We start from the raw sequence: 26,140 nt of genomic DNA, 5'->3' as shown, positions 1-26,140 counted from the left end.
ATGCAGATCGTCCAGCGTCGTCGGCTGCCACTGCGCCTCATCCGGGTCCGCCCCGGCGGGGTGCTGCCGATCCTGACCATTCTCGCGGTGCTGCTGGTGCTCGTCGGCATCCGGCAGCCCGACTTCCTCGACCCGCCGTCGTTGATGTCCTTCCTCGGCCGTTCCGCGCCGATCATCCTGCTCGCCGCCGGCCAGTACTTCGTGATCGTTTGCGGTGAGTTCGATCTCTCCGTCGGGTCGCTGGTCACCGCGCAGGTGGTCGTCGCCGCCCGGCTGATCGACAGTGACCCGACACGCACCTGGCCGGTGGTGCTGCTCCTGCTCGCCTTCGGGGCAGCGGTCGGGCTGGTCAACGGCCTGATCACGACGCGACTGCGGGTGCCGTCGTTCATCACCACCCTCGGCATGTTCCTGATCCTCGTCGGGGCGGTGTACCTGTGGTCCGACGGCTCCCCGAAGGGCGGGCTCTCCGAGGAGTTCCGGCGCTTCGGCCGGCGGGCCGTCGAGGACGTGCCGCTGCTCGGCCGCGTGCCGTACGCCCTGCTGGTCCTGCTGGCCGTCGCGGCCCTTGCCGTGCTGCTGACGCGGTCCGACTTCGGCCGGACGCTGGTCGCCGTCGGCGACAATCCGCGTACCGCGGAACTTAGCGGGGTACGCGTCTGGCGTACCCGGACCATCGCCTTCATCCTCAGCGGGCTCGCGGCGGCCGTGGCGGCGATCCTCCTGGGCGGCTACAGCGGGGTGTCGTTCCAGGCCGGTGCGGGCCTGGAGTTCGGTGCGATCACCGCAGTCGTCCTCGGCGGCGTCGCGCTGGGCGGGGGGCGCGGCTCGGTCGTCGGCGCGATGCTCGGCGCGTTGACCCTCGAACTGCTGTTCGCCCTCATGAATTTCTACGGCGTCTCCGGCGCCCTCAAGTCGACCGTCCAGGGCGCGATCATCCTCCTCGCCGTGGCGGTCTCGGCAACGCGTTCCTCGGCGAGATAACGAGACAAGGGGAAACCATAGTGCGACGTTCCATGGCGGCGCTGGCCGCCGTCACCCTGCTGGCCCTCACCGCCTGCGCCACCGACGAGCCCGCCGCGGGCCCCTCCGGCAGCGCCTCCGCCGCCGGATCGGGCACCGGGGAGCAGTCGAAGTTCTTCGTGCAGGCCGACTACGACGCCGAGCTCGCGCTGCTCGACGCGGCCCCGACCGGCCCGGCCGACAAGCCATGGGAACAGGTGCTGAACCCGACGATGGTGGACACCGCCAAGTTCAAGAAGAGCGGTCCGCACAAGATCTGCTTCTCGAACGCGGCGCTGAACAACCCGTGGCGGCAGGTCGGGTTCAAGACCATGCAGGCCGAGGTCGAGGCACAGCGCAGCCGCATCTCGGAGTTCGTGCACGTCGACGCCGAAGGTAAGGACCAGAAGCAGATCGCGGACATCAACGACCTGCTCGGCAAGGGCTGCGACGCCCTCATCGTCTCGCCGAACACCACCGCCACGCTCACCCCGGCCGTCGAGGCGGCCTGCAAGGCAGGGCTGCCGGTCGTCGTCTTCGACCGTGGCGTCAACACGAAGTGCCCGGTGACGTTCATCAACCCCATCGGCGGTTACGGTTTCGGCCACGTCGGAGCCGAGTTCGTCAGCCAGCGGATGAAGCCCGGCGGAAAGGTCCTCGCCCTGCGGATCCTGCCCGGCGTCGACGTCCTGGAGACCCGCTGGTCGGCGGCGAAGGTCGCGTTCGACAAGGCGAAGGTGGACGTCGTGGGTGTCGAGTTCACCGACGGCGACCCGGCCAAGACCAAGAAGATCGTCGACGACTACATCCAGCGGTACGGCACCATCGACGGCGTCTGGATGGACGCCGGAGCGGTCGCTGTCGCGGTGGTCGAGGCGTTCCAGGACGCGGGCAAGCCCGTGCCACCGATGAACGGCGAGGACCAGCTCGACTTCCTGAAGATCTGGAAGGAGAAGAACATCACCGCGATCGCGCCGACCTACCCGACCTACCAGTGGCGTACGCCGGTCATCGCCGCGCTGCGGATTCTCGACGGCCAGCAGGTGTCCAACCCCTGGAAGCTGCCACAGCCGACCATCACCCAGGACAACCTGGACCGTTACCTCGATGCGAACATGCCGCCGCTGCACTACGCGATGTGCGGCTGTACCGACCTGCCCGGTTATCCCCAGCGCTGGAAGTAGGTTGCGGTGTACGCCGTCGGTGTCAACCCCTGGGTGTGGGCCTCGCCCGTCAACGACCAGGTCCTCGCCGAGCTGATCCCACGGATCGCCTCGTACGGCTTCGACGCGGTCGAACTGCCGATCGAGCAGCCCGGCGACTGGGATCCGGTCCGCACCCGGGACCTGCTGGCAGCACACGGCCTCGTCGCGGCCGGCGTCTGCGCGGTCACCCCGCCGGGGCGGGACCTGGTGAACGCCGCTGCGGCCGTCGTGGAGTCGACCGTCGGGTACCTCCTGGGGTGCGTGGCGAGCGCGGCGGCCGTAGGCGCGCCGTGCGTCGGCGGCCCCGTGTATGCCGCTGTCGGCCGCACCTGGCGGATGTCGCCGGCGGCTCGGGCGGCCTGTTACGCGGATTTCCGCCGGGCCCTGACACCGGTGGCAGAGCAGGCCGGTGAGTGCGGCGTGAGCATCGGCGTCGAGGCGCTGAACCGCTATGAGACGAGCGTCGTCAACACCATCGAGCAGACGGTCGAGCTGATCGACGGGCTGCCGCCGAACGTCGGCATCATGATCGACACCTATCACATGAACATCGAGGAGGCCGATCCGTACGCGGCACTCGCCCTCGCTGGCCGGCACATCAAGCACGTCCAGGTCAGCGGCACCAACCGGGGCGCACCCGGTACGGACCACTTCGACTGGCCGCGCTTCTTCGCCGTCCTGCGGGACACCGGTTACCGGGGCGCGGTCTGCATCGAGTCGTTCACGGCAGAGAACGAGACCATCGCCACCGCTGCGGCGATCTGGCGTCCGCTCGCCCCCTCGCAGGACCGTCTCGCCACGGACGGCCTGCGCTATCTCCGGGAGGTCATCGCCTAACTTGATCCGCTAACCTGTGCCTTCCACAGACCCGCGCACCAGACCCGCGCACCAGACCGCCTCCACGCATCGTTCCCGTGGCCTCGGCGCGCTGGTCTGGGGCGTCGGACTGCCGGCAGCCACGTTACGAAGAGACCCACCCCAGCGGTCCCCGGCTGGGGACGGCCGAAAACACCCCCGATATCCGTTGCGGTCGAGTGTTCTTGCGTCGTGGGGGGCCGCTCGTGGGCGAGGTGGCTCAGTACGCTTCGACCTGTGAAGGACATGATCCTGCGTAGGGCGAACACCGCGGATATTCCGGCGGTGCTGGACTTCTGGCGGACGGCAGCGGAGGATGCGCACCGTCCGGCGGACGGTGCTCAGGCCGTCGCGGCTCTCATTGCCCGAGATCCTGAGGCGCTGATCCTCGCTGTGGACGACGGGGTGTTGGTGGGCACGGTCATCGCCGGGTGGGACGGATGGCGGTGTCACCTGTACCGGTTGGCGGTAGCCCCCGCTCACCGCGGGCAAGGGATCGCCCGCTCGCTGGTGGAAGCTGCGGAGGACCGGTTTCGGCGGCTCGGCGGCATCCGCGTCGACGCGATGGTCCTCGACGACAACAGCGCGGCTCATCCAGCGTGGCGGGCTTTGGGTTACCAGCCGCAGACTCAGTGGTCACGGTGGGTCAAGCCGCTGCCGGTGCAGTGACGGGACAACAGGAGCCGGGAAACGCCTTCTCGGGAACGTAGGACTGCCCTGTGGCCAGGCAGTGATGCAGGCATCCGAGAAGCCGGTTGAGCGGGTTGCGTAGCGCTGCGGGGTGCCGGTCGCCGTGGCCGCGCCGGCGTAGGTCTCCAACGCGCGGGCGTCGGCGGTAACGGGGCATCAGCGGCTCAGGGGCCCGGGATCGCGTCGGATCGGGCTACGTGAAGGGCTTCTGCGGTTCGGCGTGCCGAATGACCAGCCGGCGTCGTGACGCCCCAGAGCGGACGCGAACGCGGACAGCAGTGCGGTCGAGTTGGCGTCCGGGGGAGTGGCGGTCTCGCCGGGCAGCGCGAGAATGACCAGGATGTGGCCCACGTAGACGGTCAGGGACATGGTGCCAACGGCGATGACCGGACCGGCGAGCCGGCGTAGCCACGGCAGCCTGGCCATCGCCACGACCGCACACAGCAGCACGGTGATCGTCACCCCCGGGCTGCCGAGCATGTCGAAGGTCGAACCGCTGTGCGGCACGGCTGCCAGCAGCGACCAGCACTCGGGCACGGAGCCACCTCGGTGGGCGGCGGCCCGGAGCCAGCGGCCGGGCCGGCCAGTGCTTCGGCCATGGCCTCGTCTTTGGCGTCGGGACTGCCGCCCAGGCTGCCGCCTGGGATGCCGCAACGGGGTTCGACCTGTCCTGGGGCGGTCGTTTGCATTGCGACTGTATTGCCAACTAGGTACAGTAGTTCGCGATGCAGTCGTATTGCAAAGAAGGTGGCCCTGATGCGAGTGATCCCGCTGTCCGAGACGTCCGCCGACATGGTCGATCTGGTGGGCGGCAAGGCGGCGGGCCTGGGCGAGTTGATCCGTGGGGGCGAGCGTGTGCCGCCGGGGTTCTGCGTCACCACCGAGGCGTACCGGTCGGGCGTCATCCCGCAGGCGGAGATCGTCGACGCGTACGAGCGGCTCGGTGGGGGCCCGGTGGCGGTGCGGTCCAGCGCGACGGCCGAGGACCTGCCGGACGCGAGCTTCGCCGGACAGCAGGACACCGTTCTCGACGTCACCGGCACCGCGGAACTGATCGCCGCGATCGAGAAGTGCCGGGGCTCGCTGCACGGCGCCCGCGCGGTCGCCTACCGCGACGCCCACCACATCGACCACGACGCGGTCCGGATGGCCGTCGTCGTGCAACGGATGGTCGCCGCCGAGGTGTCGGGGGTGCTGTTCACCGCGAACCCAGTGACCGGCTGCCGCACGGAGATGATGGTCGACGCCGCGCCGGGTCCCGGTACGGCGGTGGTGGACGGCGGCGCTGTCGTGGACCACTACATCCTCGACGGATCGGACCAGGATGGCACCGGCTGTCTGGCAGCGGCCCAACTGGCCGAGCTGCGTGGCGCCGGCGAGCGCCTCCAGCGGCACTTCGGCTGCCCGCAGGACGTGGAGTGGGCGATCGACGAGGGCGGGACGGTGTGGCTGCTGCAGTCACGGCCGATCACCACACTCTTCCCCCTCCCTCCGGACACCGACAAACCCCTTCCCCGCGTCTACCTGGAGTTCGGCCACGTCCAGGGCATGCTCCAGCCCGTCACGCCGATGGGCATGTCAACGCTGAAGTCGCTGGTCGCGGCGATGCTGGCCGCGCTCGGCATCAGGGCCGAGATCGTCGACATCGGTGGACGGCTCTACGGCGACCTGACCGATCTGGCGCGCAGCAGGTCCGCCCGAAGGCGACTGGTCAAGCTCATGGCTGTCGATTTCGGACCGCGCGCCCAAGCGGTCATGCAGCAGGTTCTGGCGGACCCGCGGTTCGCCCCGAGCAAGGACCGCCCGGAACGCCGGCGTGGGGCGGACGTTGCGTCCCTGCGGACGGCCGTGCGGCTGGTGGTCGGGGTCGTGCGGGCGCTGGCCCGACCCGACGCGGCGCGGACGCGGATGTTCGACGCCATCGAGCGGCTGAAGCTCCGGGCGGCTGCGCCCGACGGCCTGCGTACCGCCGTGGAACGGCTGCGCTTCGTGCAGGCCCAGGAGCCGGCGAGCAGCCCCGATGACATCGTCTCACCCATCGTGGCCGGCATGCTCGCGGCCGCGCTGCCGGCTCACCTGCTCAAGGGGGTCGCCCGCGAAGACGAGATCCACGCCGTACTGGGTGGGATGCCCTACAACGTCACCATCGAGATGGATCTCGCGCTGTGGCGGCTCGCCGAGCGCGCCGGCGACCACCGACAGTTGCTGCTGCACACGCCGCCGGACGAGCTAACCGCGCGGTACCGACAGGGGACGCTCCCGGACATCGGGCTGGCGGCGTTCCTGGACACCTACGGCCACCGCGGCGCCGCCGAGGTCGACCTCGGAGTGCCGCGCTGGGACGAAGACCCGGTGCCGGTCTTCACCATGATCGCCAACTACCTACGGGTCACCGATCCGGAGCAGGCACCCGACCGGCGCTTCGCACGCGCGGCCGCCACGGCCGAGGCCACTCTCCACCAACTCGTCGCCCGGGCCCGCCGCCGCAGGCCGGTGCGGGGGCGACTTGCTGGGTTCCTGCTGCGCCGTGCCCGGGCGTTGACGGGTCTGCGGGAGGCGGGCAAGTTCGCCGGCCTGTACCGGCTGCGGGAGATGCGGCGGCAACTGCTTGCCGTGGGCGTCGACCTGACCAGCGCCGGACTGCTCGATCAGCCCGGCGACATCATGTTCCTGACCCTCGACGAGGTGCACGACGCCGTGCACCAGAACGTCGACCACCGGCAGACGGTCGCCTCCCGCAGAGCCATCCACCAGCGGGAGTTGCGCCGCCGGACCGTACCGGTGGCGCTGCTGTCGGACGGCACCGACCTGGAGGCGATCCTGCCGACGCTGGCCGCCGCGGATGGCACGCTGACGGGCGTAGGGGCGGCAGCGGGCCGGGCGACTGGCCCCGCCCGGGTCGTCCACGACCCGACCACCGCCCACATCGAACCCGGAGACGTCCTGGTCACCGCCACCACGGACCCGGGATGGACCCCACTGTTCCTCACCGCCGCAGCGCTGGTCACCGAAACCGGTGCGGTCATGGCCCACGGCCCCACCGTGGCCCGGGAGTACGGCATCCCCGCCGTCATCTGTGTTCCCGACGCGACCCGGAAGATCTCCACCGGGCAGATCATCACCGTTGACGCCGCAACCGGAACCGTGACGATCCACTGACCGATGCGGGTGCCCAACCCGGTGGCTCGGGCGGCCGGAGCGCGGTGACGCGACCGGCCGCCCAGCCGCCCGATCGGATTGTGAAAGCATCGGCATCATGCCCAAGAAGGTCGACCCCCAGGAGCGACGCAGGCTCATCGCCGACGCGTTGATGCGGGTCGCCGCGAAACAGGGCCTGGACGCCATCAGCCTGCGCCACGTGGCGGCCGAGGCCGGTGTCTCCCCGGGGATGGTGCAGCACTACTTCCGCACCAAGGACGAGATGATGACGTTCGCGCTGGCCGTCGTCGGCGAGCGCAGCCAGACCCGGGTCACCGAGGCGGTCGCGCGGCTGGGCGACAACCCGTCGCCGCGTGCGCTGCTGCGGACGATGATCGCCGCCCTGTTGCCGCTCGACGAGCAGACGCGCGACGACGGACGGGTGGCGCTGGGGTTCCTCGCCTACACCGCGGTGCGACCGACGGCCGCTTCCGCCCTTCGCGAGGAGACCGCGCAGATGCTCGATTTCATGGCCGGCCTTGTGCCGTCCCCGAAGCCCGACGAGGCCGCGGCCGGACTGCTGGCGCTCATGGAGGGGCTCGGTGTCTATCTGCTCGGCGGCCAGTACAGCGCCGATCAGGCACTGAGCGCGTTGGACGTCCACCTCGACCTGCTCTTCGGCTCATCGAGGTGAGGGCGCATCAACAAGGCTTTCCGCACATTGGTCGCGGATGGTGATGATCTCCGCAACCTGCCCCAGTCGCGAGATCCGGGGTGTTGACTTGCCCCACGCTGATCGCTGAGGATGTGCCGCAACTTGTTGGACACGAACGTGTAACCGGCCGCACGGGCAGCCGGTCATCGCTCGTCCGGGCCCGACGCGGCAGCGCTGCGCGGGCCCGTCGAGCCGCATGTCGGGGTGCCGGGCGACCGGCGCCACGGGGGAGCTGCGCACCCAACCCGGGTGCCGCATCGATGGTTGACGCGCCGGGCTGATGTCCGGTCGTCCATGTTAACGCTCACATATGCGGGCGCCTATGCCTGTGTCGGTGGGCCGGCCCACCGACCAATGCCCGGCTCGCTTCATGTCGGCGGTCCCCAATGATGAAAGGAAAGATGCTATGTCCGTTGGGTTTGCGCGCACCGTGAGGTGGCGTCGTCGGTGGCGGTCGGGGTTGGCCGCTGTGGCAGTCATGGCGGTCGTGGCCGGGCTGCTCACGGTGGCTACGCCGGCGTCGGCCGCCACGGTGGACACCACCGCCTGGTATGTGCTGGTGAATCGCAACAGTGGCAAGGCCCTCGACGTCAACGGCGCGTCCACCGCCGACGGCGCCCGGCTCATCCAGTGGACCCGCACCAACGCCAACAACCAGCAATTCCAGTTCGTGGGCTCCGGCGGCGGCTACTACCGGCTCAAGGCCCGTCACTCCAGCAAGGTCGCCGCTGTGTCCAACTCCTCCACCGCCAACGGCTCGGCGATCGTGCAGTGGGGTGACAGTAACGGCACCAACCAGCAGTTCCGGCTGGTTGACTCCGACAGCGGCTACGTCCGGTTGGTCAACCGGAACAGCGGCAAGGCCCTCGAGGTGGCGGGTCTGTCGACCGCGGACGGGGCCAACATCCAGCAGTGGGACGACTGGAACGGTGCCAACCAGCAGTGGCAACTCGTCCGCGTCGACGGCGGCACCGGCACGTGCGCCCTTCCCTCCACGTACCGCTGGACGTCGACCGGCCCGCTGGCGAACCCGGCGCCGGGTTGGGTCTCGCTCAAGGACTTCACCGCCGTCGTCCACAACGGCAAGAATCTGGTTTACGGGACGACGCACGACACCCGGCTCAACGGGGCCTGGGAATCGACGATGTTCAGCCCCTTCACGAACTGGTCTGACATGGCGTCGGCCACCCAGAGCAAATTGCCTTTCAACGCTGTCGCGCCTACCCTTCTGTACCACGCCCCGAAGAACATCTGGGTGCTCGCGTACCAGTGGGGTTGGCCATACACCTTCTCCTACCGCACCTCGACCGACCCCACCAACCCCAACGGCTGGGGAGCGCATCAGGAGCTGTTCACGGGCACCCTCCCCACCGGGGCCCCCATCGACCAGACACTCATCGCCGACGACAAGAACATGTACATGTTCTTCGCCGACGACCTCGGCGGCATCTACCGCGCCAGCATGCCCCTCGCCAACTTCCCGGGCAGTTTCGGCTCGAGCTACACGAAGATCATGAGCGACACGCCGCAAAGGTTGTTCGAAGCGATCGAGGTCTACAAGGTCCAGGGCCAGAACCAGTACCTCATGATCGTCGAGGCGCAGAGCTCGCAGGGTCGTTACTTCCGCTCGTTCACGGCCACCAGCCTCGACGGTACGTGGACACCGCAGGCCGACACCGTGAGCAACCCCTTCGCCGGCAAGGCCAACAGTGGCGCCACCTGGACCAACGACATCAGCCACGGCGATCTGGTTCGTACCAACCCCGATCAGACCAAGACCATTGACCCGTGCAACCTGCAGTTCCTCTACCAGGGGCGCGACCCCAGCTCCGACGGCATGGACTACGGTCTCCTGCCCTACCGGCCGGCCGTGCTCACCCTGCAGCGCTAGCTAGTGGCGTGACGCAGGCCCGGCTCGAGTGTTCCTGACGTTCGCGGGCAACGACGTACGCCGAACCGGGTGAGCGTTGCCCACGGCTCGCGGCCAGGGTCGGGTGGGACTGAAGGGCGGGCTCGGTGCAAGGCCGAGCCCGCCCAGCACGCAGAGCCCGTCCCACTGCCCGAGCGACAGCCTTCTTCTGGTTGCGACTGAGCGAGCGATCCGACCAGATCAAGGTGCACCGGGCCTGGACCCGGACCGTCGACAGGCTTCCGCTCACCGTCGGCGGAATCGAGCAGGAGAGCGCAGGCTGCGCGCCAGCCGTGGGAGCGTGGCACACCTGCTACTCGGCTCCCGTGGAGCACCCCGAAGGCGACCGCACCCTTCACGTCTGGCCGTGCGGGTCGGCAATCCTTCACTTCTTCGAGCATGTGGGGCGTGGGACGGCCTTGCCGCCCTTGCCCCGTACCCGGTGGCCGCGTTCCTCGCCCAGGTCGGCGGTATTCGACCCGCAGGCTTCGAAGATCCGCAAACCCGAGCAGGCCCTGCTCACTCCGAGCCTCTCGGCCACGCTCCCGGACAGCCGACGTGGTGGTCAGGCGTTGCGGACCTCGCGGTCAAGCAGGGCGGACTGGTTCTTGATGGCGGTGACCATGGCTGCTGCCCGGGGGGAGCGGGCCGTCGAGTGCGTACCGCGTGTGCGATGTGGGGTTCGGTCAGGGTCGGCCAGGCGCGCGGAACTGGGGGTCGGGGCCGTCGGTGACGATCCAGCGCTCGGTGGCCAGGTCGGCAGGGCGGATCCGGGCGAGCCGGGTGAGGCGGTGCCCTTCCGGTACGGCGACCATCAGGCCGCCCTCGCCGAGTACGTCCTGGCGCAGGTCGCGCAGGTCGTAGTCGGGCAGGCCGGGGCCGACCGCGATCACCGCCACCTCGATCCGGCCGGACCGTAACCGGCGCAGCAGGGCCGGCGTCGAGCCCTCGTCGATGGTCGCCTCGATGCCCCCGGGTGGTCGGTGCGCAGTTGCGCGAGGGCGCGGGGGATGAGCGCGGCTGACGCGGTAGGGAACGCGCCGACCGTCACCCGCCCGGCGAGCGGTCGCGCAGGCCGGCCAGTTCGGACTCGGCGGCCTCGACACCGGCCAGCACGGTTGCCGCGTGCCGGACCAGTGCCTCGCCGGCCGCGGTCGAACAGGGTCGAGCCGGCGGCGGACTCGGTCGCCGCGATCTGCCGGGAGATCGCCGACTGGGTGTAGCCGAGGTTGTCCGCCGCGGCGGTGAACGAGCCGGTCGCCGCGACCTCACGGTGGACGTAATCGTCAACAATGCCGGGTACGGGCTGTTCGCTGCCGTTGAGGAGGCCTCCCGCGAGCAGATCCAGCGGGTCATCGACACCAATCTGCTCGGCTCGATCGACGTGATCCGTGCGGCCCTGCCTCACCTGCGCGCCCAGGGACACGGCCGGATCCTGCAGGTGTCGTCGGCGGGCGGCCAGACTACGTACCCGAACTTCAGTTACTACCACGCCGCCAAGTGGGGCATCGAGGGCTTCTGCGAGACGGTCGCCGCCGAGGTCGCACCGTTCGGGATCGGCGTGACGATCGTGGAGCCGGGCGCTACCCGACCGGCTTCGGCGCCGGCATGGACACCGCGCCGATCATGGTGGAGTACGACGCGACCCCGGCCGGCGACACCCGGCGGGCGATCGCGGACGGTTCGTTCGCCCTGGACAACGACCCGGAGGCGATCGCCCGGGCAATGATCGCCAGCGCCGACAGGCCGGACGCGCCGCTGCGGTTGCCGCTAGGCGAGGACACCTATCGGGACGTGCGCGCGTCGTACGTCAAGCGTCTTGAACTTCTGGATGCCTCCCGTGAGACCGCATCGTCGGTGGTCAGGGCTTGAGTGCGAGGCCGACCCACATGCTGGTCCTGGCAGTGTCGAAGGTCGGGATCGCCCCCCCCGGTGGGCCGCCATGCGGGCAGCGGCCCGATGCCGTGCCCGACCAGGCCGATCGCTGCACCATCCCGGACATCGACCAGGCCCGCCGCCGCAAGAAGCGCGGCTTGCGCGGCGGCCGGCCGCCGACGTTCGACTCGCAGGACCACAAGGTCCGACACGCGGTCGAGTGCGGAATCATCCGTCGCAAGAGGAACCGCGCCGTGGCCACGAGGTACGACGAACTTGCCGTCCGTCATGAGGTGACCGTCCTCGTCGCGGCCATCAACGAGTGGCTGTGACCAGCACTCATCTGAAACCGGCCGGGATGGTCGCAGAAGCGTCAGGAAGTCATGGCGGCTCGGTCGGACTCGCTGCGCAGAACGCAGAACTCGTTGCCTTCGGGATCAGCCAGGACCGCCCAGCCAGAGCCATCGGGATTCCGGTGATCGGTGACATGGGTGGCGCCGAGGCCCAGCAGTCGTTCCACCTCCTGCTCGCGCGAGGTCTCTGGGCGCAAACACAGATGGATCCGGTTCTTGGTCGTCTTGGACTCGGGCACCTGGTTGAAGTACAGCACTGGGCCCTCCGCCAGCAGCACCCGAATCTCCGGATCACCCGGTTTGTCCTCCGGATGCAGCGGACGGCCGGTCACCCTGCTCCAGAACCGGGCCAGCTCGTAGGCATCCGCGCAGTCAATCGCCACGTTCTGCAATACCGAGACCATGCACGCGAGCCTCCCTGATTTCCACTCCAGACGCCATCGAGTTGCGCTCGTTCATCGCGCGTACAACTCGGGCGCCTGGCAGCACCTTCGATACGACGCCCTAAATCTATCCGCTCGACTTCGCCGGGCGGGGAATGCGGTCCACCGCCAGCCGGGCCGCCAGCGCCTCGTGCCGGAACTGGTAGCTGGCGCCCGCCTCCTGCAGCACCCCGAGCCTGGCCAGGTCGTCCAGTAGCCGCAGCAGCCGCAGCGGCAGCCGCTGTTGCCGGGCCGCCGATAGGCGTGCGTCGACGTAGAACGCCCACGGCGACACCCGGAGCTGGATCACGGCCGCACCGGCGGCGATGCAGGCTGCCAGGACGGGGTCGTGGGTGGTGAGCCAGGTAAGGGTGCCGAAGCCGCTGCCCCAGATCAGCGCCCCGGCGATCGCCGCATTGCGGACCCGGCGCAGCAGTCGGCGGGCGGTCAGCACCCGTTCGCTGCCGCCGGTGCGGGCGGCCAGCCGGGTCGTGCCGACGGTGATCACGGTCGCGGTGGCGGTGCCGGACACGATGCCAAGGCTCGGGTCGCCGGCCCAGCGGCTTACCAGCAGGCCGATCAGCGGGCCACCGAGGGCGGCCAGGCCGGCACCGAGGTTCAGGGTCGGCTGCATGCGGATCCCCGAGTGGAGGTCGGCCCACCGGTGGATCTGGGACGCGATCGCTCCTGCAACGCCGCCCAGTGCGATCTCGAGGCCGGTCGGCAGCACACTCTCGCCCAGCAGGAGCCGGACCAGCGTGGCGGCGGTGATGACCGCCAAGACCGCGACCACCGGGAAGGTGCCACCCGGGATCGGGAACGACTTCCGCAACGTCCACCACTCGAGGTTCCGCTCGCCGGTGAGGCGCAGATGACGAGCCAGGACCCGGGCGTACGTCTGGGCCTTGGTCTCGCTCCACCTCGCGCGCCGCTCGGAATGACCGGCCAGCTGCGCCTCGATCCGGGAGGTCCCGGAGACGAAGTCGTCGTGCTGACCGATCACGGCGGGCACAAATTCGTCGAGCAGGTGGTCCTCAATGCTGCCCTTGGTCCGGAACCGTTTGCGGTCCAGCAGCTCCGCGGGGTCGCGGTCGCCGGACCGGAAGACCCGCAGGGCCAAGAAGACCATCAGGGGCGTGCTGAGTGCGCCGGCCAGCGCCCCGATGTCCTCACCGTCCTCGATCCTCCGGCTCAGCGGCCGCCACCGCTCGTCCTGCCCGGCCAGGTAGTCGAGCGCGGCGGCGGGGGCGAGCGGCTGGATCTCCAGGATCGGCGTGCCCGCGTGGAGCTTGAGGTCACCGAACTCGTTGGAACGGCAGGTGAGCACCAGTGGTATCCGCTCCGGAAGGTCCCTGAGCTGCCGGTAGGCCTGCGAGCGGACGGCGAATGGCACCTCGTCGAGGCCGTCCAAGACCGGCAGCAGCTCGCCGTCGAGGAGTAGCTGGCTCGCGGCGGTGCTGCCATAGGCGGCAACGTTCGCAAAACCCGTGAAGTCGGTGCAGATCCGGCGGATGATCCACTCCAGCAGGTCCTCGTCGGTGGGGTCCCACGACGACAGGGACAGCACGACCGGGACCGGGCCGGAACCGGTGACGAGCAGCCGGTCGGCGACCAGCAGCGCCAGCGAGGTCTTGCCGGAGCCGCCGTTGCCGAGCAGCACCAACCGCGAGACGCCCGTCTCCCCGAGCCGGACGGCGATGTCGTCGACCGTACCGCTCAGCCCGGCCGTGCTGCCGGCGACCGCGACGCCCTTGCGGCCGCCTTCCACCTTGCCTCGGCCGCCGGCCGACCAGCGGACCTGCAACGGCACCGAGCCGCCGAGCTCACGCCGGCGGATCTCACGCTGGACCAGGAAACGGGAGTCGCGGGCCACCATCGCTCGGGCATGGGTGACCTGCTCCGGCGTACTGGCGCGTTCACCGGCCGACTGCCGGCGCGGCAGGGACAGGAAGAACTGCAGGCCCGACAGCAGCAAGGCGGCCACCGCCGACGCCCAGCTGGCGACCTCCAGTGGTGCCGGCGACTGATCCGCAAACGGTCCCTGTCGCAAATAGACGAGCACCAGGAAGGCCGAGTAGGAGAGCACGAGCAGCATCGCCACCGTCACCCGCGACCGGACCCAGCCCACGACTGCCCTCCCCAAGCCACCACCCACTGTGGAGGCCGGGCAAGGATATGTGCACGGACCTTCGATCGGTAGGGCTTCACCCTCCGCGGGGGAACCGCTGCCGCAGATTGTGCCGATGCGGATCAGAGTGGTCGTACAAATGGCGGAGCAGGCCGACACCGGGGAATTCCCGTTCTACTTCTCCCCGCTGCGCTCGGCCAACGAACTGATCAACCGGGCGCTCCAGCGTGAAGACCCTCCGCACGTGCGGCGCGCAGGGCAGCGCGTTCGTGCCGTTCTTCGCGATCACCGGTGACGGACGTGAGGCCGGCGGTGTCGCCGACAACGACGCGGTCCTCGCCATCGCACGTGCACACAGCGCCCCGCCGGCGCAGGTCCGGATCGCCTGGACGCTGAGTCGCGGACCGCACGTGTTGGCCATCCCGGGCACGGGCAACCCGGATCACCTGGTCGAGAACGTGGCCGCCGGGGCGCTTCGCCTGTCCGCGGACGAGCTGGCCAGCCTTGCAGCGCCACACCCGGCAGGCACGACTTCGCCGAAGTCGCCGGGCTGATAGGCGCTACCCACACCCAGGGCGCGTCTACCGAAGGTAGGACGACCAGATGTCTACACCCACGTCCTTGCAGACGCCGAACGAAGAGCCGCCGAACTCAGGGGGAGAGCCCTGCTGGCAGGAAGGTGAGTCTCGCCGCCTGTAACCGCTGCAGGGACATCGAGGAATCGCATACCCCGCACCCGACCGTGCATTCACCCAGGACCAGGGCCAAGCTCGGTCTCGTCGGCGTGTGGAACGTGCCGGCGGCGTCGGTCAGCGTGCTCGGACGGGCGTGCGCTGACGCCATCCGTGGGGGGATTGGCTCGGCGGGCGACCACGAATGCCGAATCGCCGCTGGTCGCGGCGCTTTCGTCGCTGATGTTCGGTTCGCCATCGACTCGAGCATGGCGTCGAACGTGTACGCCAGCTTGGCCAGTTCGTCGCGGGCGCCGGTGTAGCCGATGCGCGCCGAGCGAGTCGGCGGAGAGCCGGCCGCCAGTGTCGCGCACCGGGCGCACCGCTTGGCCTGCGGTGAACCAGCCGAGCACCAGCGTCGCGGCGGCCATCGCGGCAAACGCCACGGCGGACTGCCACGATGCGGTGGCGAGTACGTCGGCCTGGACCGCCTCCTCGATGTCGACGACCACGTCGGATCCGCCACCGGCCGTCGCCCGTTCGAGGTCCTCGGGTAGCGGCGTCGCGCAGGGCCGGGCGAACTGCCACCGGACGAGCAGGTACGTGAGCGTGAGCAGTGCGGCGCCGCTCAGCGCGAAGAGCCCCGCGTCAAGCAGCGTGAGCTTGACCCGGATCGTCAACCGGGATGTCGAGTGCCGGTCACGACGCGCGGGCCGTTGGCACCAGGGCGCGGAACGTCTGCCGGTACACCGTCGGCGAGACCCCGATCGCGGCGGTCAGGTGCTGACGCAGCGACGCGGCGGTGCCGAAGCCGGCCTCGGCGGCGACCTGGTCGACCGGCAGGTCGGTGGTCTCCAGCAGACGGCGGGCGTGTTCGACCCGCTGCCGCGCGAGCCACTGCACTGGTGTCATGCCGACCTCGGCGCGGAAGCGGCGCGAGAACGTGCGTACGCTCATGCGGGCGTGCCCGGCCAGTTCGGCGAGGGCGATCGGCCGGTGTAGCTCTCCGAGTGCCCACTGCCGGGTCTCGGATGTCGTCGCGGTCGCCGGCTCTGGCACCAAACGGTCGATGAACTGCGCTTGGCCGCCCTCGCGCCAGGGCGGCACGACGCACAGCCGTGCCAACCGGTTGGCGACCGCGCTGCCGTGGTCGCGGCGTACCAGGTGCAGACACAGGTCCACGCCGGACGCCACGCCGGCCGCGGTGAGCACCTGGCCGTCGTCGACGAACAGCACGTCGGCATCGACCCTCACATTCGGGAACGTGCGCTGGAAATGCTCCGCATTGTTCCAGTGCGTGGTGGCAGGCCGGCCGTCAAGCAGCCCGGCGGCGGCCAGGACGTACGAGGCTGTGCAGATGGACACGATCCTCGAATCCGGCCGCAGCCGGCGCAGCGCCGCCGTGACCAGCTCGGGCAGCCAGTCCTGGTCGTCCCCCGGGTCGCACACGAAGGGCGGTAGCACCAGTGTGTCGGCCGTGTCGATCATCTCAGGACCGTGCTGGACGGCCACGGTGAAGTCAGCGCTGGTGGCGACTGGATTGCCGTCGACGCTGCAGGTGACGACCTCGTACAGCGGCTGACCGTCGGAACCGGCAGCGGTACCGAAGATGCGGACCGGAATGCTCAGCTCGAACGGGTACACGCCGTCGAGCGCCAGGACGACCACGCGATGCATGGCCAGATTCTTTCACATATTGGCGATCTGGCCACTCGAACCCCGGTCGTCGCCGCGGCAGGGTGGATCGCGCACACCGAAGACGAACAGAAAGGCATACGATGCGTGCGATCGAACAGGACCGGCTCGGCGGGCCCGAGGTCCTCAACCTGGTGGAGGTCGACCGCCCCGAGCCCGGCCCGGCGGAGGTGCTCGTCCGGGTCCACGCGGCCGGGGTCAACCCGACCGACTTCTGGCACCGCGCGACCGGAGGCCTGCTCGGCCAGCCGGTGCGGCTGGGCTGGGACCTGTCCGGGGTGGTCGAGGCCGTCGGTGTCGGCGCCGCGCTGTTCCGCCCCGGTGACGAGGTCTTCGGCATGCCACGGCTACCGCAGGCGGCCGGCACCTACGCAGAGTACGTCACGGCACCATCGCGCCACCTCGCTCGCAAGCCCGCCGGGCTGTCCCACGTCGAGGCGGCCGGTCTGGGGCTCGCCGGGCTCACCGCATGGCAGGCCCTCGTCGACGTCGCCGGTGTCCAGCCGGGCCAGCGCGTACTGGTTCACGCGGCCGCGGGCGGCGTCGGCCACCTCGCCGTGCAGATCGCCAAGGCGCGCGGCGCGCACGTGATCGGCACCGCAAGCGCCGCCAAGCACGCGTTCGTCCATGGGTTGGGTGCCGATGAGGTCATCGACTACACCACGACGGACTTCGCCAAGGGCCTCCACGACCTCGACATCGTCATGGATACGATCGGCGGCGAGTACGGGCCGCGCTCGCTGCGGACCTTGCGCCCGGGCGGCATCCTGGTCGCCCTCGCCTCGCCGGCCGAGACGTACCTGGAGGAGCAGGCAGCCCGGCAGGGCAAGCGCGCTCGATTCATGATCGTCGAGCCGGACGCTGCCGGGCTCACGTCGCTCGCCGGCCTGGTCGGCACGGGGCAACTTCGCGTCGAGGTGGACACAGTGCTGCCCCTCGAACAGGTCGCCAAAGCCCACGAGATCGGCCAAACCGGCCGCACCAAAGGAAAGATCATCCTGACGCTCTGACCTTCTGCGTCAACCCGGGCGGCAACCCGACTGGACGCGGTCGCACCGCCCGCTTGATCACATTCACGTACCCCGACGGCGCCAACCCTGACCCGCAGTCCAGATCGCCGGTCAACGTCGGGTCCGGCAGACTAGGGTGATCGCGTAAGGTCTGTCCCTTGCTGAGATCACGTCACTGGGTCATGGGGAGTTTGCGATACTACGCAGTGCGGACAGGTAGCGCAAGGTCATCGCGCGTTGCGCGAGATGGGAAAGAGGTTCGGCTAGTCGCAATAAACGCGAACTCGGCCGTGAGAACGCTCGAATCGAGAACCAGACCCGGTTGTCGAGGTCTCGCGTCACAACAAATTCCTCCTCACCGCTTTCCGGATGTCCGGACAGCGTGCCGTAGGCGAACCCATTCGCATGTCGGTCGTTGATCACGTAAACGATCCGACACGGCGCTTGGATGTGGAAGCCGGTAACTGGGAGCTCAAGAAGAACGTTCGCGCCTACGCTGACGGGAATGGCAGATGACGAGACTGCCAGTCCGGCCCTTCTGTGCATCTCCAGGCCAAGGAGAGCTTCTGAAGCCTTGTTGAATGAGACATCGCCCAAACCGATCGCCTCAACAAGGGAGATGTGACGGTAGCCGCGACGGGGCTCGCGGCCAGCAGTTCCCGGGTTGGAGTAGGTGAAGTCTCTACCTGGAAGCTCGTCGAGCGATGCTGGCCGTCTTCTGATCATCACAAGATCACACCAATACGATCAGGCAAAGTGGTCGATGAATGTGTCACTTCTGCAGACGCGCTGCGCGCGGGTGGTGGCCCGTCTTGGCTCTACGAAGTAGGCGGGGGTTGAGGCGTCCTCGGGTTCGTCGGGTGGTGGCGCAGCGGGTGCGTAGCCGCCACATCCGACGTTCGATCTCTTTGATCGAGAGGATCGTGACCAGGATGGAGGAGGTTCGCGGCATCCGCAGGGCCGGCGATGTGTGAGACCCGCCTCAGGACGGACAGCGGCTACGGCGTGGGCCGATCGGCTGGAGCACGACGTCGGCGGTGGTCTGCGCCCGCCACGTCGGGTTCAGCCGTACCGGGAGGGCGGGCGCCTGCCACGCCGTGGCCGCGAGCGAGAACGCCCGAGCGCGGCGGGGCGGCGGGCCGGGCGTCAGGTCACCGTTGAGAAAGGCGGCCAGCATCCGCGACATGGCCGGCTCGCCGATCAGCCGCCCGTGGGTGGCCGCGACCTCGACCAGGGCGATCTGCGTGGACCCCGGCGGCGGCGGGAGGGCCAGGGTGTCGATGGCCGGCAGGAACGCGATCATCCGTACCCCGGGCACCGGGCAGAGCATCTGGTTGCGGTAGAGCGGCGCGTTGTCCAGCAGCGAACGCAGGAACGGCGCGTCAGCGTCGTGCCCGGCCGTCCAGAACAACCCGCGCAGCAGCCATCCCGTACCGATCCCCCAACCTGTGTTGGCCCCTCTCGGCGGGTAGTAGGCACGGCCGGCCCGGACCAGCGGGCTGACCAAGGCCGCGCTGTCCACCGCCGGATGCGGCCCGTGGGAAAGGTAGTAACGCACAATCATGGCTCCTTCGCTCTCCCCGACGATCGCCACCGGCCGGCCGGTGGTGGCGTGTACCCGCGCCACCTGCTCGCCGAGGAGCCGAGCCGAGTTCGGGATCGACTGGTAGGTGTCGACGGCGGAGTAGGGGCGCGGCCGGCCGTCGGCGTCGAGGCCCCGATAGGAGAAGCGCAGCACCGGCCCGGCCGGCGGCGCGGGGTCCCCGGCAAAGGCGGACTCGTGACCGGCGATGAAGATCACGATGTGCCGTACCCGGGACAGCTCGGGGCTCGGCGGGAGGGTGTCAGTCTGACTGCGCAGCGCCGCGCGGTCGGCAACCACCAGGCCGACGACGGCCAGGACGGCGACGAGCGGGGCCACCGGGACCAGTCGCCAGCGTATCCGCTCCTGGCGCACGTCGGCCCGGACCAGCCGTTGCCAGAGCAGCCCGTTGACCGCCCCCATTACGCCGGCCGTCAGCGCTGCCCACAAGGCCGGGGTGGCGGCAACGAGGACACCGCCGACGGTAAGGGCCACGAAGTTGACAAGCGTCCAACCGATCAGGCGGAGCGGCGGCAGGCCGTGCCACCAGCCCCGCACGATCCCGCCGGGCAGCACGAACGCCGCCAGGATCACCACCGGCACCAGCAGCCCGAAGAAGATGGTGGCCAGCGAGAACTCGGCGGTGACCACGTCCAGCGCAGCCCACGGCAGCAGGATCACGACCATGGCCATGGTGAAGAGCATGCTGCGCTCGACCAGCCGGCGAAACGCCGGCCGGGGACGCTCCTGGGGCCAGGCGAGCGCGACGTACCCAGCGCAGAGCAGCCCGCGTACGACGACCACCCCGACCAGTGCGGCGGCAAAGCCCAACCAGCCGTTGTGGTAGACGAGCACCCAACGCAGATCATGGAACACGCTGTACGGCCAGATGGCGCTGGCCTGCGGCGTCATGGCCCGGGTAAACAGGTAGCCGACGGCGGTCATCATTGCCGCCTCCGCCGCGGGCGGCGCCGCGGTCAGCACGAGAAGCAGCGCCAGGCGTACCCGCGCAGGCTGCACGTTCCCTCCTCTCGCCCGGAATGGCGGCGTTGCCGGGTACCCCTCCTGACGCCCGCCATTCCCCCCGGTCGCTCGCGCTGCCGGAGCTGGCCTCGGGCGACCTTATGGTGGAAATCGTCCGTCGTCCCGACCCGGCGCCCTGCCCCAACTGCACCATCGACGAGTGGGGCATGCGCCGCAACGGGCAGTACACCGAGCACGGCATCAAGAGCCTGCCCGGCTCCGCTCGGACCGGTGGCGGATTCAGCCCAGGTTCGCGGTGGGTCTGGTCTCGGAGCTGGCCAAGGTCGGCGTGCTGTTCCGACCGACCAGCGTCGTGGCAAAGGCGCGGGACCGCACGGCACCTACCGGGCGGAAGCGGGAAGGACGGCGCGGCGGCCGGCCAGCGGCGACAGAACCTAGTCGACCACCTTGATCCGATCCTCGAGGAGCCAACGCCGATCAGGACTCCGCCACCGTGCGGACAACGGCATTATGGCCGAATTCTAGTGACCGAGTGGCCGATGCCGCCCCACACCGATCTGTTCAAAAATTCATGGTGATCGATTCAATGACCCTCGAAGGATTGAGCATGCGAAAAGTCACTTGGCTCCGCCGGCTCGGCCTCGTCTCGGCAGCGGTGGCGCTCGGCCTGGCAACCGCACCTGTGGCCGCGCACGCCGACGGCTATGACACCCCTCGCAGCGCCACTGTCGACGGGGCGGGGAGCACCTACGCGGCCGGGAAGGCGGCGGCCGAACAGCGGGCCCGGGCGGCCGTCCTTGCAGTCGGCCACGACTGCACCCCCGGGCAGTACAGTACATTACTGATCTATATGTCCCCGGGTGGCGGCACGTGGGTCTTCCGGTCCACCCACCAGGCGATGTGCGTCGACTGACCAAGTATCGGCCTGATCGGCCTCGGGTCACGTCCCGTGGCTGGGTGTCGCCCAAACACGCAGGCGCGAACCGGACCGCCTTGCGGGACAAGGGCATCACCACGGTCATCCCCCGAGCCCAACGACCAGATCGGCAACCAAAAGCGGAACCTAGACCGCTCCCCAGTGGAGGGACAGGCCAGTGGCGGCCCGGTCGGCGGTGATCTGCATCATGCTTCCCAGCATCGTCGCCCGGTCCGCCACCAGGGCCGTCCCGTCGGGCGCGTACGTGATCCGGTCGCTGACCAGCACCGGCGCACCCTCGTCCTCGTCCAGATGCCGGGCCACGTCCGCGTTCAGCACCTCCGGCCGGATCGTCTCCGCCGCCCGGGCCACCACCACCCCCAGGTCGGCCAGGGCCGCGTACAACGACGTGCCGGTGAAATCCACGTCGCGCAACCGGTTCGCGTGCGGCTCGCGTACCCAGGAGATCTGATGAATGGCGCGGCGGCCAGCGAACGCGCGGACCCGCTCCAGGCGCAGGCCCGTCTCGGCCTCGCGGACCCGCAGCCGGGCAGCGACGCGCGAGGGCACGCGGCGCTGTGCGCGAGAGATCACCGTCGTGCGGACCTCATGGCCCTGCTCGCGCAAATCGTCGCCGAAGCTTCGCAAAGCTCCTAGCTGGTACGCCGCATGGGGCGGTGCGACAAAGGTGCCCTTGCCGGGCTGCTGGACGATAAGCCCCTCGGTGCTCAGCTCGCGCAGGGCCTGCCGCAGCGTCATCAGAGTGACGCCGTACTCCGTGCTCAGCTCGCGTTGCGGGGGCAGCGCCTCGCCCGGCACGTAGTGGCCGTCGCGGATCTTTGCGGCGAGGTCGGCGGCGATGGCCCGATAGCGTGCCACTGTTTTCCTCCCGCTGCGTCGGCTGTGTCCGCTCCCAGGATCGGCGACTTGCGCTGATCAGTGCGCTCTGGTGTTACGGATCAGCGGCAGCCGCCGATCTTGAGGCGCGGCTGTCGCTGATCTGCGGCCACCGCCGATCATCGCACGGGGCCACCAGAGACAGCGCGGCCCGCAGCGACGCCACGAAGGCACCGACCTCGGCGGGACCCGCCCCGTCGAGGATGCGCCGCATGACGGCCGCCCCGACGATGACCCCGTCGGCGACCGCCGACGCTTCGGCCGCCTGCTCCGGGGTGGAGATGCCGAAGCCCAGCAGCACGGGCAGGTCCGTGACCTGCTTGAGCCGGGCGGCCAGAGCGGCGGCCGACGGTGCGAGCCGGTCGCGTTCGCCGGTCGTGCCCATGACCGAGATCGCATACACGAAGCCCTGGCTGCGCTGGCCGATCTCGGCGAGCCGGTCGTCCGGCGTGGCGGGCGAGGCGAGCAGACTCACCTGGACGCCCGGCACCTCCAGCCCGGCCAACTCGTCGAGGGGCAGGTCGGGCACGATCAGCCCGGTCACTCTGGCCGCCGTCAGCGCGTCACCGAACCCGGGACGCAGCGCGATGTTGGCGTATGTGCTGGCGATGAGGGGGATGTCTATCCGCACTTTGGCGAGATCTTCCAGGACCGAGGCGGGCGTCGTGCCTCGGGCGAGCGCCGCGTCCGAGGACTCCTGGATGGTGGGACCGTCCACCGTGGGATCGGAGAACGGCAGCCCGACCTCGATCAAGTCGGCTCCGGCGTGCTCGAAGGCGCTGAGGTACGCCGTCCAGCCCGGCACGACTCCGCCGGTGATGTAGGGCATCAGCAGCTTCATGCGAGGTCCGCCTCCGCGATCAGGGTGGTGATGTCCTTGTCGCCGCGTCCCGAGAGCGTGACGAGCACGGTCGATCCGCTGGGCAGCTCCGGCGTACCGGCGGCGCGGACGACCCAGGCGACCGCGTGGGCCGACTCGATGGCGGGCAGTACGCCCTCCGTCCGCGCGAGCCGGACGGCGGCCGCGACCGCCTCCCCGTCGGAGACGGTGACATACCGGGCGCGCCCCAGATCGCGCAGGTACGCGTGCTCGGGGCCGACGCCGGGGTAGTCCAGCCCAGCCGCGATCGAGTGCGCCTCCTTGATCTGCCCGTGCTCGTCCTGGAGGAAAAGCGACTGGAAGCCGTGCAACACGCCGATCTCCCCGTTCGCCGCGCCGGAGCCGCCCTCGGCCTCCACCCCGACGAGCTTCGCCGATGTCTCGACGAACCCGGCGAACGTGCCCGCCGCGTTGCTGCCGCCGCCGACGCAGGCGACCACGTAGTCGGGGGTGGCGGCGGGCAGCTCGGCCGCGCACTGCCGCCGGGCCTCGTCACCGATGACGCGCTGGAACTCACGGACCATCGTCGGATACGGGTGCGGCCCGATGACCGAGCCCACGCAGTAGTACGTCTCGTCGGCGGCTGTCACCCAGTGGCGCATCGCCTCGCTGGTGGCATCCTTCAGCGTACGGCTGCCGGTGGTCACCGCAACGACCTCGGCGCCCAGCAGCCGCATACGGAATACGTTGTGCGCCTGGCGTTCCACGTCGTGTTCGCCCATGAACACCTGCACCGGCAAACCCAACAGGGCACCGGCCGTCGCCGTCGCGACGCCGTGCATGCCCGCCCCGGTCTCGGCGATCAGGCGCGTACGCCCCATGCGCCGGGCCAGCAACGCCTGTCCGAGCACATTGTTGATTTTGTGTGATCCGGTGTGCGTCAGGTCTTCCCGCTTGAGCAGTACCGTCACGCCGAGCTCGGCCGACAGCCGCAGGGCCGGCGTCAGCGGGGTCGGCCGTCCCGCGTAGGCCGAGAGCAGCGCGGCGAGGCTGCCGCGGAAGCCGGGATCGGCCCACGCCTGCGGAAAGGCCTCGGCGACGGCCTCGCAGGCGGGGATCAGGGACTCCGGCACGTACCGCCCGCCGTAGCTGCCGTACCGCCCCGGAACGACTGTCGGCCGCACTGTTATAGAACTCATGCAAGAGTTATAGAACGGTTGGGTTCACTTTGGCAAGGTGGTCCGGACGAGCTCGTTGACACGTACAGGCTCAGGTCTGTCCCACCGCAGGCCGGCCGCCTGCTACTCCGAACTCCGCAACCCCCTCTCCGGCTGCCACTCAGCAGCTCGGCCGTCGGCCGGACCACGTCGGCTCTGCCGTCGAGGTCAGCCCACCCTGTCCGCCTCATGGTCGGCGAACAGTCGGGCCATCAGCTGTCCGGTTGCGGACGCCCAACTTGCGGTACATGGTCGAGGCGGCGCTGCGTGCCGGCATCCCCTACGTCGACGTGGACGTGTCGGAGGTGCGCACGTACATGACCACGAACGCGGCTTCTGACCTTCTCTCCCCCGACCCGGCGGCACCGACCGCCGTTGACGAGCGCGGCCGCTCCGCGCAGACCTTCACCGTCGACGTCCTCATCCGCTCCGCCGGTGCCGAACGTCGCATCACCGCCACCGGACAGGACATCTACGCCATCAGCGCACCGCTCGAGGTCGAGGCTGTCGAGCGCATCCTCACCGGCCGGACCAAGGCGACCGGCGTCGTCTCCGCCGGCGCCGTCTTCGACGCCCCCGACTTCCTCGGCACCCTGTCCGCACACCTCACGGTGCACGCGCCGGCCGACGCCCGCGGCTGACCGGTGCCCGTCAGCTGCGCGGAGTCCATGCGCTGTGCAGAGCCGGGTGATGACGGCGAAGGTCTGGCCGGTCAACTTGTCGGCTACTGGGCCCGATTCATCCGTACCGGCAACCCCAACAGCGCCGGGACGACGGTCTGGCCCGCTCTCGACGCCTTCGACACCGCACTGCGCTCGGCACCCGGCCGCCCGCGCCCCATAGACATGAACAACCGGCTGGATAGCCGGACGCGCAGTCGCCGAGCGAAGTCAGCAGGCGGCGTAGGAGCCTGGCCAGGTGGGCCTGGTCGGCCGGGGTCAGCCCGTCCAGCAGGTGCCGCTCGTTGGCCGGGTGGCGCTCGACGAGCTCGTTGACCAGGTTCATACCGTCTGTGGTGAGCGAGATCAGCACCCGGCGTCGGTGGCCCGGATCGACAGCACGGTCGACCAGGCCCCGGTCCACGAGCCGGTCGATGCGGTTGGTCAGCGCGGTCGAGCTGACCATCACCGCTGTGCTCTGCGGTGGCCGACCACCTGATCCACCACGGCCACGAGGTCGTCGAGCTGACCCGCGGCACCGGTGACCAGTCCCGCCGCGAACGGCGCATCGCCGACCTGGCCGACCCTGACTCCCTCACCCGGGCGGTGACGCCCGACATCGACGCCGTGGTCCACGCGGCGACCCCAACCGGTGACGCCGCCACCGACGCGGCCGCCGTGATCCGGCCGGGCATCGTGTACGGGCGTGGACGTGGGATCCCCGCCCTGCTGGTGGACCTGGCCCGCAAGCACGGTGCGCCGGTGTTCGACCCCTGCAGACCACGGCGGCGAGCCCGTCCACTGGCCCATGGTCCACGTAGACGATCTTGCCGAGCTGTACGTGGCGGTACTGGAGCGCGCCGACGCCGGCACCATCTGGCACGGCGTCACCGAATCGGCTGTGCCGGTGCGGGACCTTGCGCACGCCGCCGGACGCGCCGCCGGCATCCTGGCCGCCCCGCGCGCCTGGCCAGTCTCCGAGGCCCGCGAGGCGCTGGGTGAGGCGTTCGCCGGTGCCCTCGCACTCGACCAGCGGGTCACCGGCGATGCCGCCAGGAAGCGGCTGGGCTGGCGGCCGCTGCGCGCCGGTGCTGTCGTCGAACTGGCGACCGGCTCCTACCGCACGTACGAGGTGCTGGGCACGCCGGACGCCGCAGACGACGTCCAAGCCATTGCCGCGCTGGTCGCCGCCGTCGAGCACGCCCAACAGAACGAGCTGCCCGACGCGTTCATGAGCCTGGTCCGCACCGAGCACCCGTGTGGACCACCGCCCACGGTATGCGATTGGCGGGCTGGGACCTAACTTGATCTTTAACCCTTGCGTCGTGGCCTCGGGCTATTCGAGGTCTTCGTTTTCTTGGTGTTGCTGTTCGGCTTGTTGCTGGTAGCGGCTGTGA

The 26,140-nt window shown here is 69.8% G+C and carries 27 protein-coding genes and 4 pseudogenes; 17 read left to right on the top strand and 14 right to left on the bottom strand.

The features are described from left to right. The 4 genes from E1258_RS05275 to E1258_RS05260 all read left to right on the top strand — a co-directional run bounded on the left by E1258_RS05275 (position 1) and on the right by E1258_RS05260 (position 3,731). Positions 1-984, top strand: a complete 984-nt coding sequence (locus E1258_RS05275; RefSeq protein ID WP_132397331.1) for an ABC transporter permease — start codon at positions 1-3, stop codon at positions 982-984. A gap of 20 nt (positions 985-1,004) precedes the next feature. Then, positions 1,005-2,186 (top strand): substrate-binding domain-containing protein, encoded by a 1,182-nt coding sequence (locus E1258_RS05270; protein WP_243715203.1) that lies wholly within the window; start codon positions 1,005-1,007, stop codon positions 2,184-2,186. A gap of 6 nt (positions 2,187-2,192) precedes the next feature. Beyond that, a complete protein-coding gene (locus E1258_RS05265) occupies positions 2,193-3,044 on the top strand; it encodes a sugar phosphate isomerase/epimerase (RefSeq protein ID WP_132397329.1) in 852 nt (283 codons plus the stop codon). A 264-nt stretch (positions 3,045-3,308) separates the two neighbouring features. Continuing rightward, positions 3,309-3,731, top strand: a complete 423-nt coding sequence (locus tag E1258_RS05260) for a GNAT family N-acetyltransferase (protein WP_132397349.1) — start codon at positions 3,309-3,311, stop codon at positions 3,729-3,731. Here E1258_RS05260 and E1258_RS35695 read toward each other — a convergent pair. Together E1258_RS35695 and E1258_RS05250 are read right to left on the bottom strand one after the other, a co-directional pair. Next, positions 3,709-3,893: pseudogene (locus tag E1258_RS35695) on the bottom strand (hypothetical protein); the annotation flags it as partial. The gene E1258_RS05260 and the pseudogene E1258_RS35695 sit on opposite strands and share 23 nt — an antisense overlap. Positions 3,894-3,908: 15 nt before the next feature. Beyond that, positions 3,909-4,289, bottom strand: a complete 381-nt coding sequence (locus E1258_RS05250) for a DUF418 domain-containing protein (RefSeq protein WP_207919415.1) — start codon at positions 4,287-4,289, stop codon at positions 3,909-3,911. 219 nt (positions 4,290-4,508) lie between these two features. Between E1258_RS05250 and E1258_RS35545 the strand changes: the two genes are divergently transcribed. The 3 genes from E1258_RS35545 (at position 4,509) to E1258_RS05235 (ending at position 9,496) form a co-directional block, all read left to right on the top strand. Beyond that, positions 4,509-6,911 carry a PEP/pyruvate-binding domain-containing protein gene (locus E1258_RS35545; protein WP_132397327.1) on the top strand — a complete coding sequence of 801 codons (2,403 nt, stop codon included), beginning with the start codon at positions 4,509-4,511 and terminating at the stop codon, positions 6,909-6,911. Between the two features lie 97 nt (positions 6,912-7,008). Continuing rightward, positions 7,009-7,584 (top strand): TetR/AcrR family transcriptional regulator, encoded by a 576-nt coding sequence (locus tag E1258_RS05240; protein ID WP_132397325.1) that lies wholly within the window; start codon positions 7,009-7,011, stop codon positions 7,582-7,584. 427 nt (positions 7,585-8,011) lie between these two features. After that, complete coding sequence (locus tag E1258_RS05235; RefSeq protein ID WP_132397347.1) at positions 8,012-9,496, top strand: non-reducing end alpha-L-arabinofuranosidase family hydrolase; 1,485 nt, start codon at positions 8,012-8,014, stop codon at positions 9,494-9,496. Positions 9,497-10,200: 704 nt separating this feature from the next. Here E1258_RS05235 and E1258_RS33840 read toward each other — a convergent pair. Together E1258_RS33840 and E1258_RS35690 are read right to left on the bottom strand one after the other, a co-directional pair. Continuing rightward, positions 10,201-10,482: a LysR substrate-binding domain-containing protein gene (locus tag E1258_RS33840; RefSeq protein ID WP_371688571.1), complete on the bottom strand. Its 282-nt coding sequence runs from the start codon at positions 10,480-10,482 to the stop codon at positions 10,201-10,203. Further along, positions 10,404-10,808 (bottom strand): LysR family transcriptional regulator, encoded by a 405-nt coding sequence (locus E1258_RS35690; protein ID WP_371688570.1) that lies wholly within the window; start codon positions 10,806-10,808, stop codon positions 10,404-10,406. The genes E1258_RS33840 and E1258_RS35690 overlap by 79 nt, the downstream gene beginning before the upstream one ends. Between E1258_RS35690 and E1258_RS35685 the strand changes: the two are divergent. From E1258_RS35685 to E1258_RS05220, 3 genes and pseudogenes are all read left to right on the top strand, one after another. After that, positions 10,788-11,054: pseudogene (locus tag E1258_RS35685) on the top strand (SDR family NAD(P)-dependent oxidoreductase); the annotation flags it as partial. The gene E1258_RS35690 and the pseudogene E1258_RS35685 sit on opposite strands and share 21 nt — an antisense overlap. A 68-nt stretch (positions 11,055-11,122) precedes the next feature. Continuing rightward, entirely contained in the window at positions 11,123-11,386 is a 264-nt protein-coding gene (locus E1258_RS34405; RefSeq protein ID WP_243715202.1) for a hypothetical protein, read from the top strand. A 17-nt stretch (positions 11,387-11,403) separates the two neighbouring features. Next, a complete protein-coding gene (locus E1258_RS05220; RefSeq protein WP_207919411.1) occupies positions 11,404-11,721 on the top strand; it encodes a transposase in 318 nt (105 codons plus the stop codon). 41 nt (positions 11,722-11,762) lie between these two features. Here E1258_RS05220 and E1258_RS05215 read toward each other — a convergent pair whose 3' ends face one another. After that, positions 11,763-12,146 carry a VOC family protein gene (locus E1258_RS05215; protein ID WP_132397323.1) on the bottom strand — a complete coding sequence of 128 codons (384 nt, stop codon included), beginning with the start codon at positions 12,144-12,146 and terminating at the stop codon, positions 11,763-11,765. 106 nt (positions 12,147-12,252) lie between these two features. Beyond that, positions 12,253-14,292, bottom strand: coding sequence for an NACHT domain-containing NTPase (locus E1258_RS05210; RefSeq protein ID WP_132397321.1), 2,040 nt, complete (start codon positions 14,290-14,292; stop codon positions 12,253-12,255). A gap of 227 nt (positions 14,293-14,519) precedes the next feature. Between E1258_RS05210 and E1258_RS05205 the strand changes: the two genes are divergently transcribed. Then, on the top strand, positions 14,520-14,846 hold the full coding sequence (locus E1258_RS05205; RefSeq protein WP_243715201.1) for an aldo/keto reductase: 327 nt from the start codon (positions 14,520-14,522) through the stop codon (positions 14,844-14,846). A 194-nt stretch (positions 14,847-15,040) separates the two neighbouring features. On the opposite strand, the gene E1258_RS05200 is transcribed toward E1258_RS05205, so the two are convergent. After that, a complete protein-coding gene (locus E1258_RS05200) occupies positions 15,041-15,643 on the bottom strand; it encodes a hypothetical protein (RefSeq protein ID WP_132397319.1) in 603 nt (200 codons plus the stop codon). Between the two features lie 19 nt (positions 15,644-15,662). Continuing rightward, entirely contained in the window at positions 15,663-16,640 is a 978-nt protein-coding gene (locus E1258_RS05195; RefSeq protein WP_132397317.1) for a GlxA family transcriptional regulator, read from the bottom strand. 101 nt (positions 16,641-16,741) lie between these two features. On the opposite strand from E1258_RS05195, the gene E1258_RS05190 reads away from it, so the two are divergent. Further along, positions 16,742-17,668, top strand: a complete 927-nt coding sequence (locus E1258_RS05190; protein WP_132397315.1) for an NADP-dependent oxidoreductase — start codon at positions 16,742-16,744, stop codon at positions 17,666-17,668. Between the two features lie 180 nt (positions 17,669-17,848). On the opposite strand, the gene E1258_RS05185 is transcribed toward E1258_RS05190, so the two are convergent. Together E1258_RS05185 and E1258_RS05180 are read right to left on the bottom strand one after the other, a co-directional pair. Further along, positions 17,849-18,394 (bottom strand): DUF1990 family protein, encoded by a 546-nt coding sequence (locus tag E1258_RS05185; protein WP_132397313.1) that lies wholly within the window; start codon positions 18,392-18,394, stop codon positions 17,849-17,851. Positions 18,395-18,650: 256 nt separating this feature from the next. After that, positions 18,651-20,270: a triacylglycerol lipase gene (locus E1258_RS05180; RefSeq protein WP_132397311.1), complete on the bottom strand. Its 1,620-nt coding sequence runs from the start codon at positions 20,268-20,270 to the stop codon at positions 18,651-18,653. Between the two features lie 86 nt (positions 20,271-20,356). Here E1258_RS05180 and E1258_RS34400 point away from each other — a divergent pair. Together E1258_RS34400 and E1258_RS05170 are read left to right on the top strand one after the other, a co-directional pair. After that, positions 20,357-20,634, top strand: a pseudogene (locus E1258_RS34400) (theronine dehydrogenase); the annotation flags it as partial. A gap of 207 nt (positions 20,635-20,841) precedes the next feature. Continuing rightward, the gene (locus E1258_RS05170) at positions 20,842-21,147 is read left to right on the top strand and encodes a hypothetical protein (RefSeq protein ID WP_132397309.1); all 306 of its coding nucleotides are present in this window, start codon (positions 20,842-20,844) and stop codon (positions 21,145-21,147) included. Positions 21,148-21,297: 150 nt separating this feature from the next. On the opposite strand, the gene E1258_RS05165 is transcribed toward E1258_RS05170, so the two are convergent. The 3 genes from E1258_RS05165 to trpB all read right to left on the bottom strand — a co-directional run bounded on the left by E1258_RS05165 (position 21,298) and on the right by trpB (position 24,066). After that, on the bottom strand, positions 21,298-22,029 hold the full coding sequence (locus tag E1258_RS05165) for a GntR family transcriptional regulator (RefSeq protein WP_132397307.1): 732 nt from the start codon (positions 22,027-22,029) through the stop codon (positions 21,298-21,300). Between the two features lie 73 nt (positions 22,030-22,102). Continuing rightward, positions 22,103-22,888, bottom strand: coding sequence for a tryptophan synthase subunit alpha (gene trpA, locus E1258_RS05160; protein WP_243715200.1), 786 nt, complete (start codon positions 22,886-22,888; stop codon positions 22,103-22,105). Beyond that, positions 22,885-24,066: a tryptophan synthase subunit beta gene (gene trpB, locus E1258_RS05155; RefSeq protein WP_132397305.1), complete on the bottom strand. Its 1,182-nt coding sequence runs from the start codon at positions 24,064-24,066 to the stop codon at positions 22,885-22,887. The genes trpA and trpB overlap by 4 nt, the downstream gene beginning before the upstream one ends. Before the next feature lie 242 nt (positions 24,067-24,308). Here trpB and E1258_RS05150 point away from each other — a divergent pair, with 242 nt between their 5' ends. After that, entirely contained in the window at positions 24,309-24,725 is a 417-nt protein-coding gene (locus E1258_RS05150; protein WP_243715199.1) for a hypothetical protein, read from the top strand. A gap of 97 nt (positions 24,726-24,822) precedes the next feature. Here E1258_RS05150 and E1258_RS05140 read toward each other — a convergent pair whose 3' ends face one another. After that, complete coding sequence (locus E1258_RS05140; RefSeq protein ID WP_207919410.1) at positions 24,823-25,209, bottom strand: MarR family winged helix-turn-helix transcriptional regulator; 387 nt, start codon at positions 25,207-25,209, stop codon at positions 24,823-24,825. A 17-nt stretch (positions 25,210-25,226) separates the two neighbouring features. Between E1258_RS05140 and E1258_RS34395 the strand changes: the two are divergent. Both E1258_RS34395 and E1258_RS34390 read left to right on the top strand, forming a co-directional pair. Further along, a pseudogene (locus E1258_RS34395) lies at positions 25,227-25,442 on the top strand (NAD-dependent epimerase/dehydratase family protein); the annotation flags it as partial. A gap of 109 nt (positions 25,443-25,551) precedes the next feature. Beyond that, positions 25,552-26,046, top strand: a complete 495-nt coding sequence (locus E1258_RS34390) for a hypothetical protein (protein WP_243715207.1) — start codon at positions 25,552-25,554, stop codon at positions 26,044-26,046. Positions 26,047-26,140 lie beyond the last annotated feature (94 nt).

It is taken from the genome of Micromonospora sp. KC207 (assembly GCF_004348615.1).
Lineage (GTDB): Bacteria > Actinomycetota > Actinomycetes > Mycobacteriales > Micromonosporaceae > Micromonospora.
Note: the sequence above shows the minus strand (reverse complement) of the source record. Positions and strands in the feature narration are given on the sequence as shown.

What these genes read in the sequence shown, in the direction of transcription:
- E1258_RS05185 (WP_132397313.1), bottom strand. Translation starts at nt 18,394, where the DNA reads ATGATCAGAAGACGGCCAGCATCGCTCGACGAGCTTCCAGGTAGAGAC.
- E1258_RS05140 (WP_207919410.1), bottom strand. Translation starts at nt 25,209, where the DNA reads ATGGTCAGCTCGACCGCGCTGACCAACCGCATCGACCGGCTCGTGGAC.
- E1258_RS05190 (WP_132397315.1), top strand. Translation starts at nt 16,742, where the DNA reads ATGCGTGCGATCGAACAGGACCGGCTCGGCGGGCCCGAGGTCCTCAAC.
- E1258_RS05275 (WP_132397331.1), top strand. Translation starts at nt 1, where the DNA reads ATGCAGATCGTCCAGCGTCGTCGGCTGCCACTGCGCCTCATCCGGGTC.
- E1258_RS05260 (WP_132397349.1), top strand. Translation starts at nt 3,309, where the DNA reads ATGATCCTGCGTAGGGCGAACACCGCGGATATTCCGGCGGTGCTGGAC.
- trpB (WP_132397305.1), bottom strand. Translation starts at nt 24,066, where the DNA reads ATGAGTTCTATAACAGTGCGGCCGACAGTCGTTCCGGGGCGGTACGGC.
- E1258_RS05215 (WP_132397323.1), bottom strand. Translation starts at nt 12,146, where the DNA reads ATGGTCTCGGTATTGCAGAACGTGGCGATTGACTGCGCGGATGCCTAC.
- E1258_RS35545 (WP_132397327.1), top strand. Translation starts at nt 4,509, where the DNA reads ATGCGAGTGATCCCGCTGTCCGAGACGTCCGCCGACATGGTCGATCTG.
- E1258_RS05170 (WP_132397309.1), top strand. Translation starts at nt 20,842, where the DNA reads ATGCGAAAAGTCACTTGGCTCCGCCGGCTCGGCCTCGTCTCGGCAGCG.
- E1258_RS34405 (WP_243715202.1), top strand. Translation starts at nt 11,123, where the DNA reads ATGGACACCGCGCCGATCATGGTGGAGTACGACGCGACCCCGGCCGGC.
- E1258_RS05220 (WP_207919411.1), top strand. Translation starts at nt 11,404, where the DNA reads ATGCTGGTCCTGGCAGTGTCGAAGGTCGGGATCGCCCCCCCCGGTGGG.
- E1258_RS05235 (WP_132397347.1), top strand. Translation starts at nt 8,012, where the DNA reads ATGTCCGTTGGGTTTGCGCGCACCGTGAGGTGGCGTCGTCGGTGGCGG.
- E1258_RS05240 (WP_132397325.1), top strand. Translation starts at nt 7,009, where the DNA reads ATGCCCAAGAAGGTCGACCCCCAGGAGCGACGCAGGCTCATCGCCGAC.
- E1258_RS34390 (WP_243715207.1), top strand. Translation starts at nt 25,552, where the DNA reads ATGGTCCACGTAGACGATCTTGCCGAGCTGTACGTGGCGGTACTGGAG.
- trpA (WP_243715200.1), bottom strand. Translation starts at nt 22,888, where the DNA reads ATGAAGCTGCTGATGCCCTACATCACCGGCGGAGTCGTGCCGGGCTGG.
- E1258_RS05195 (WP_132397317.1), bottom strand. Translation starts at nt 16,640, where the DNA reads ATGCATCGCGTGGTCGTCCTGGCGCTCGACGGCGTGTACCCGTTCGAG.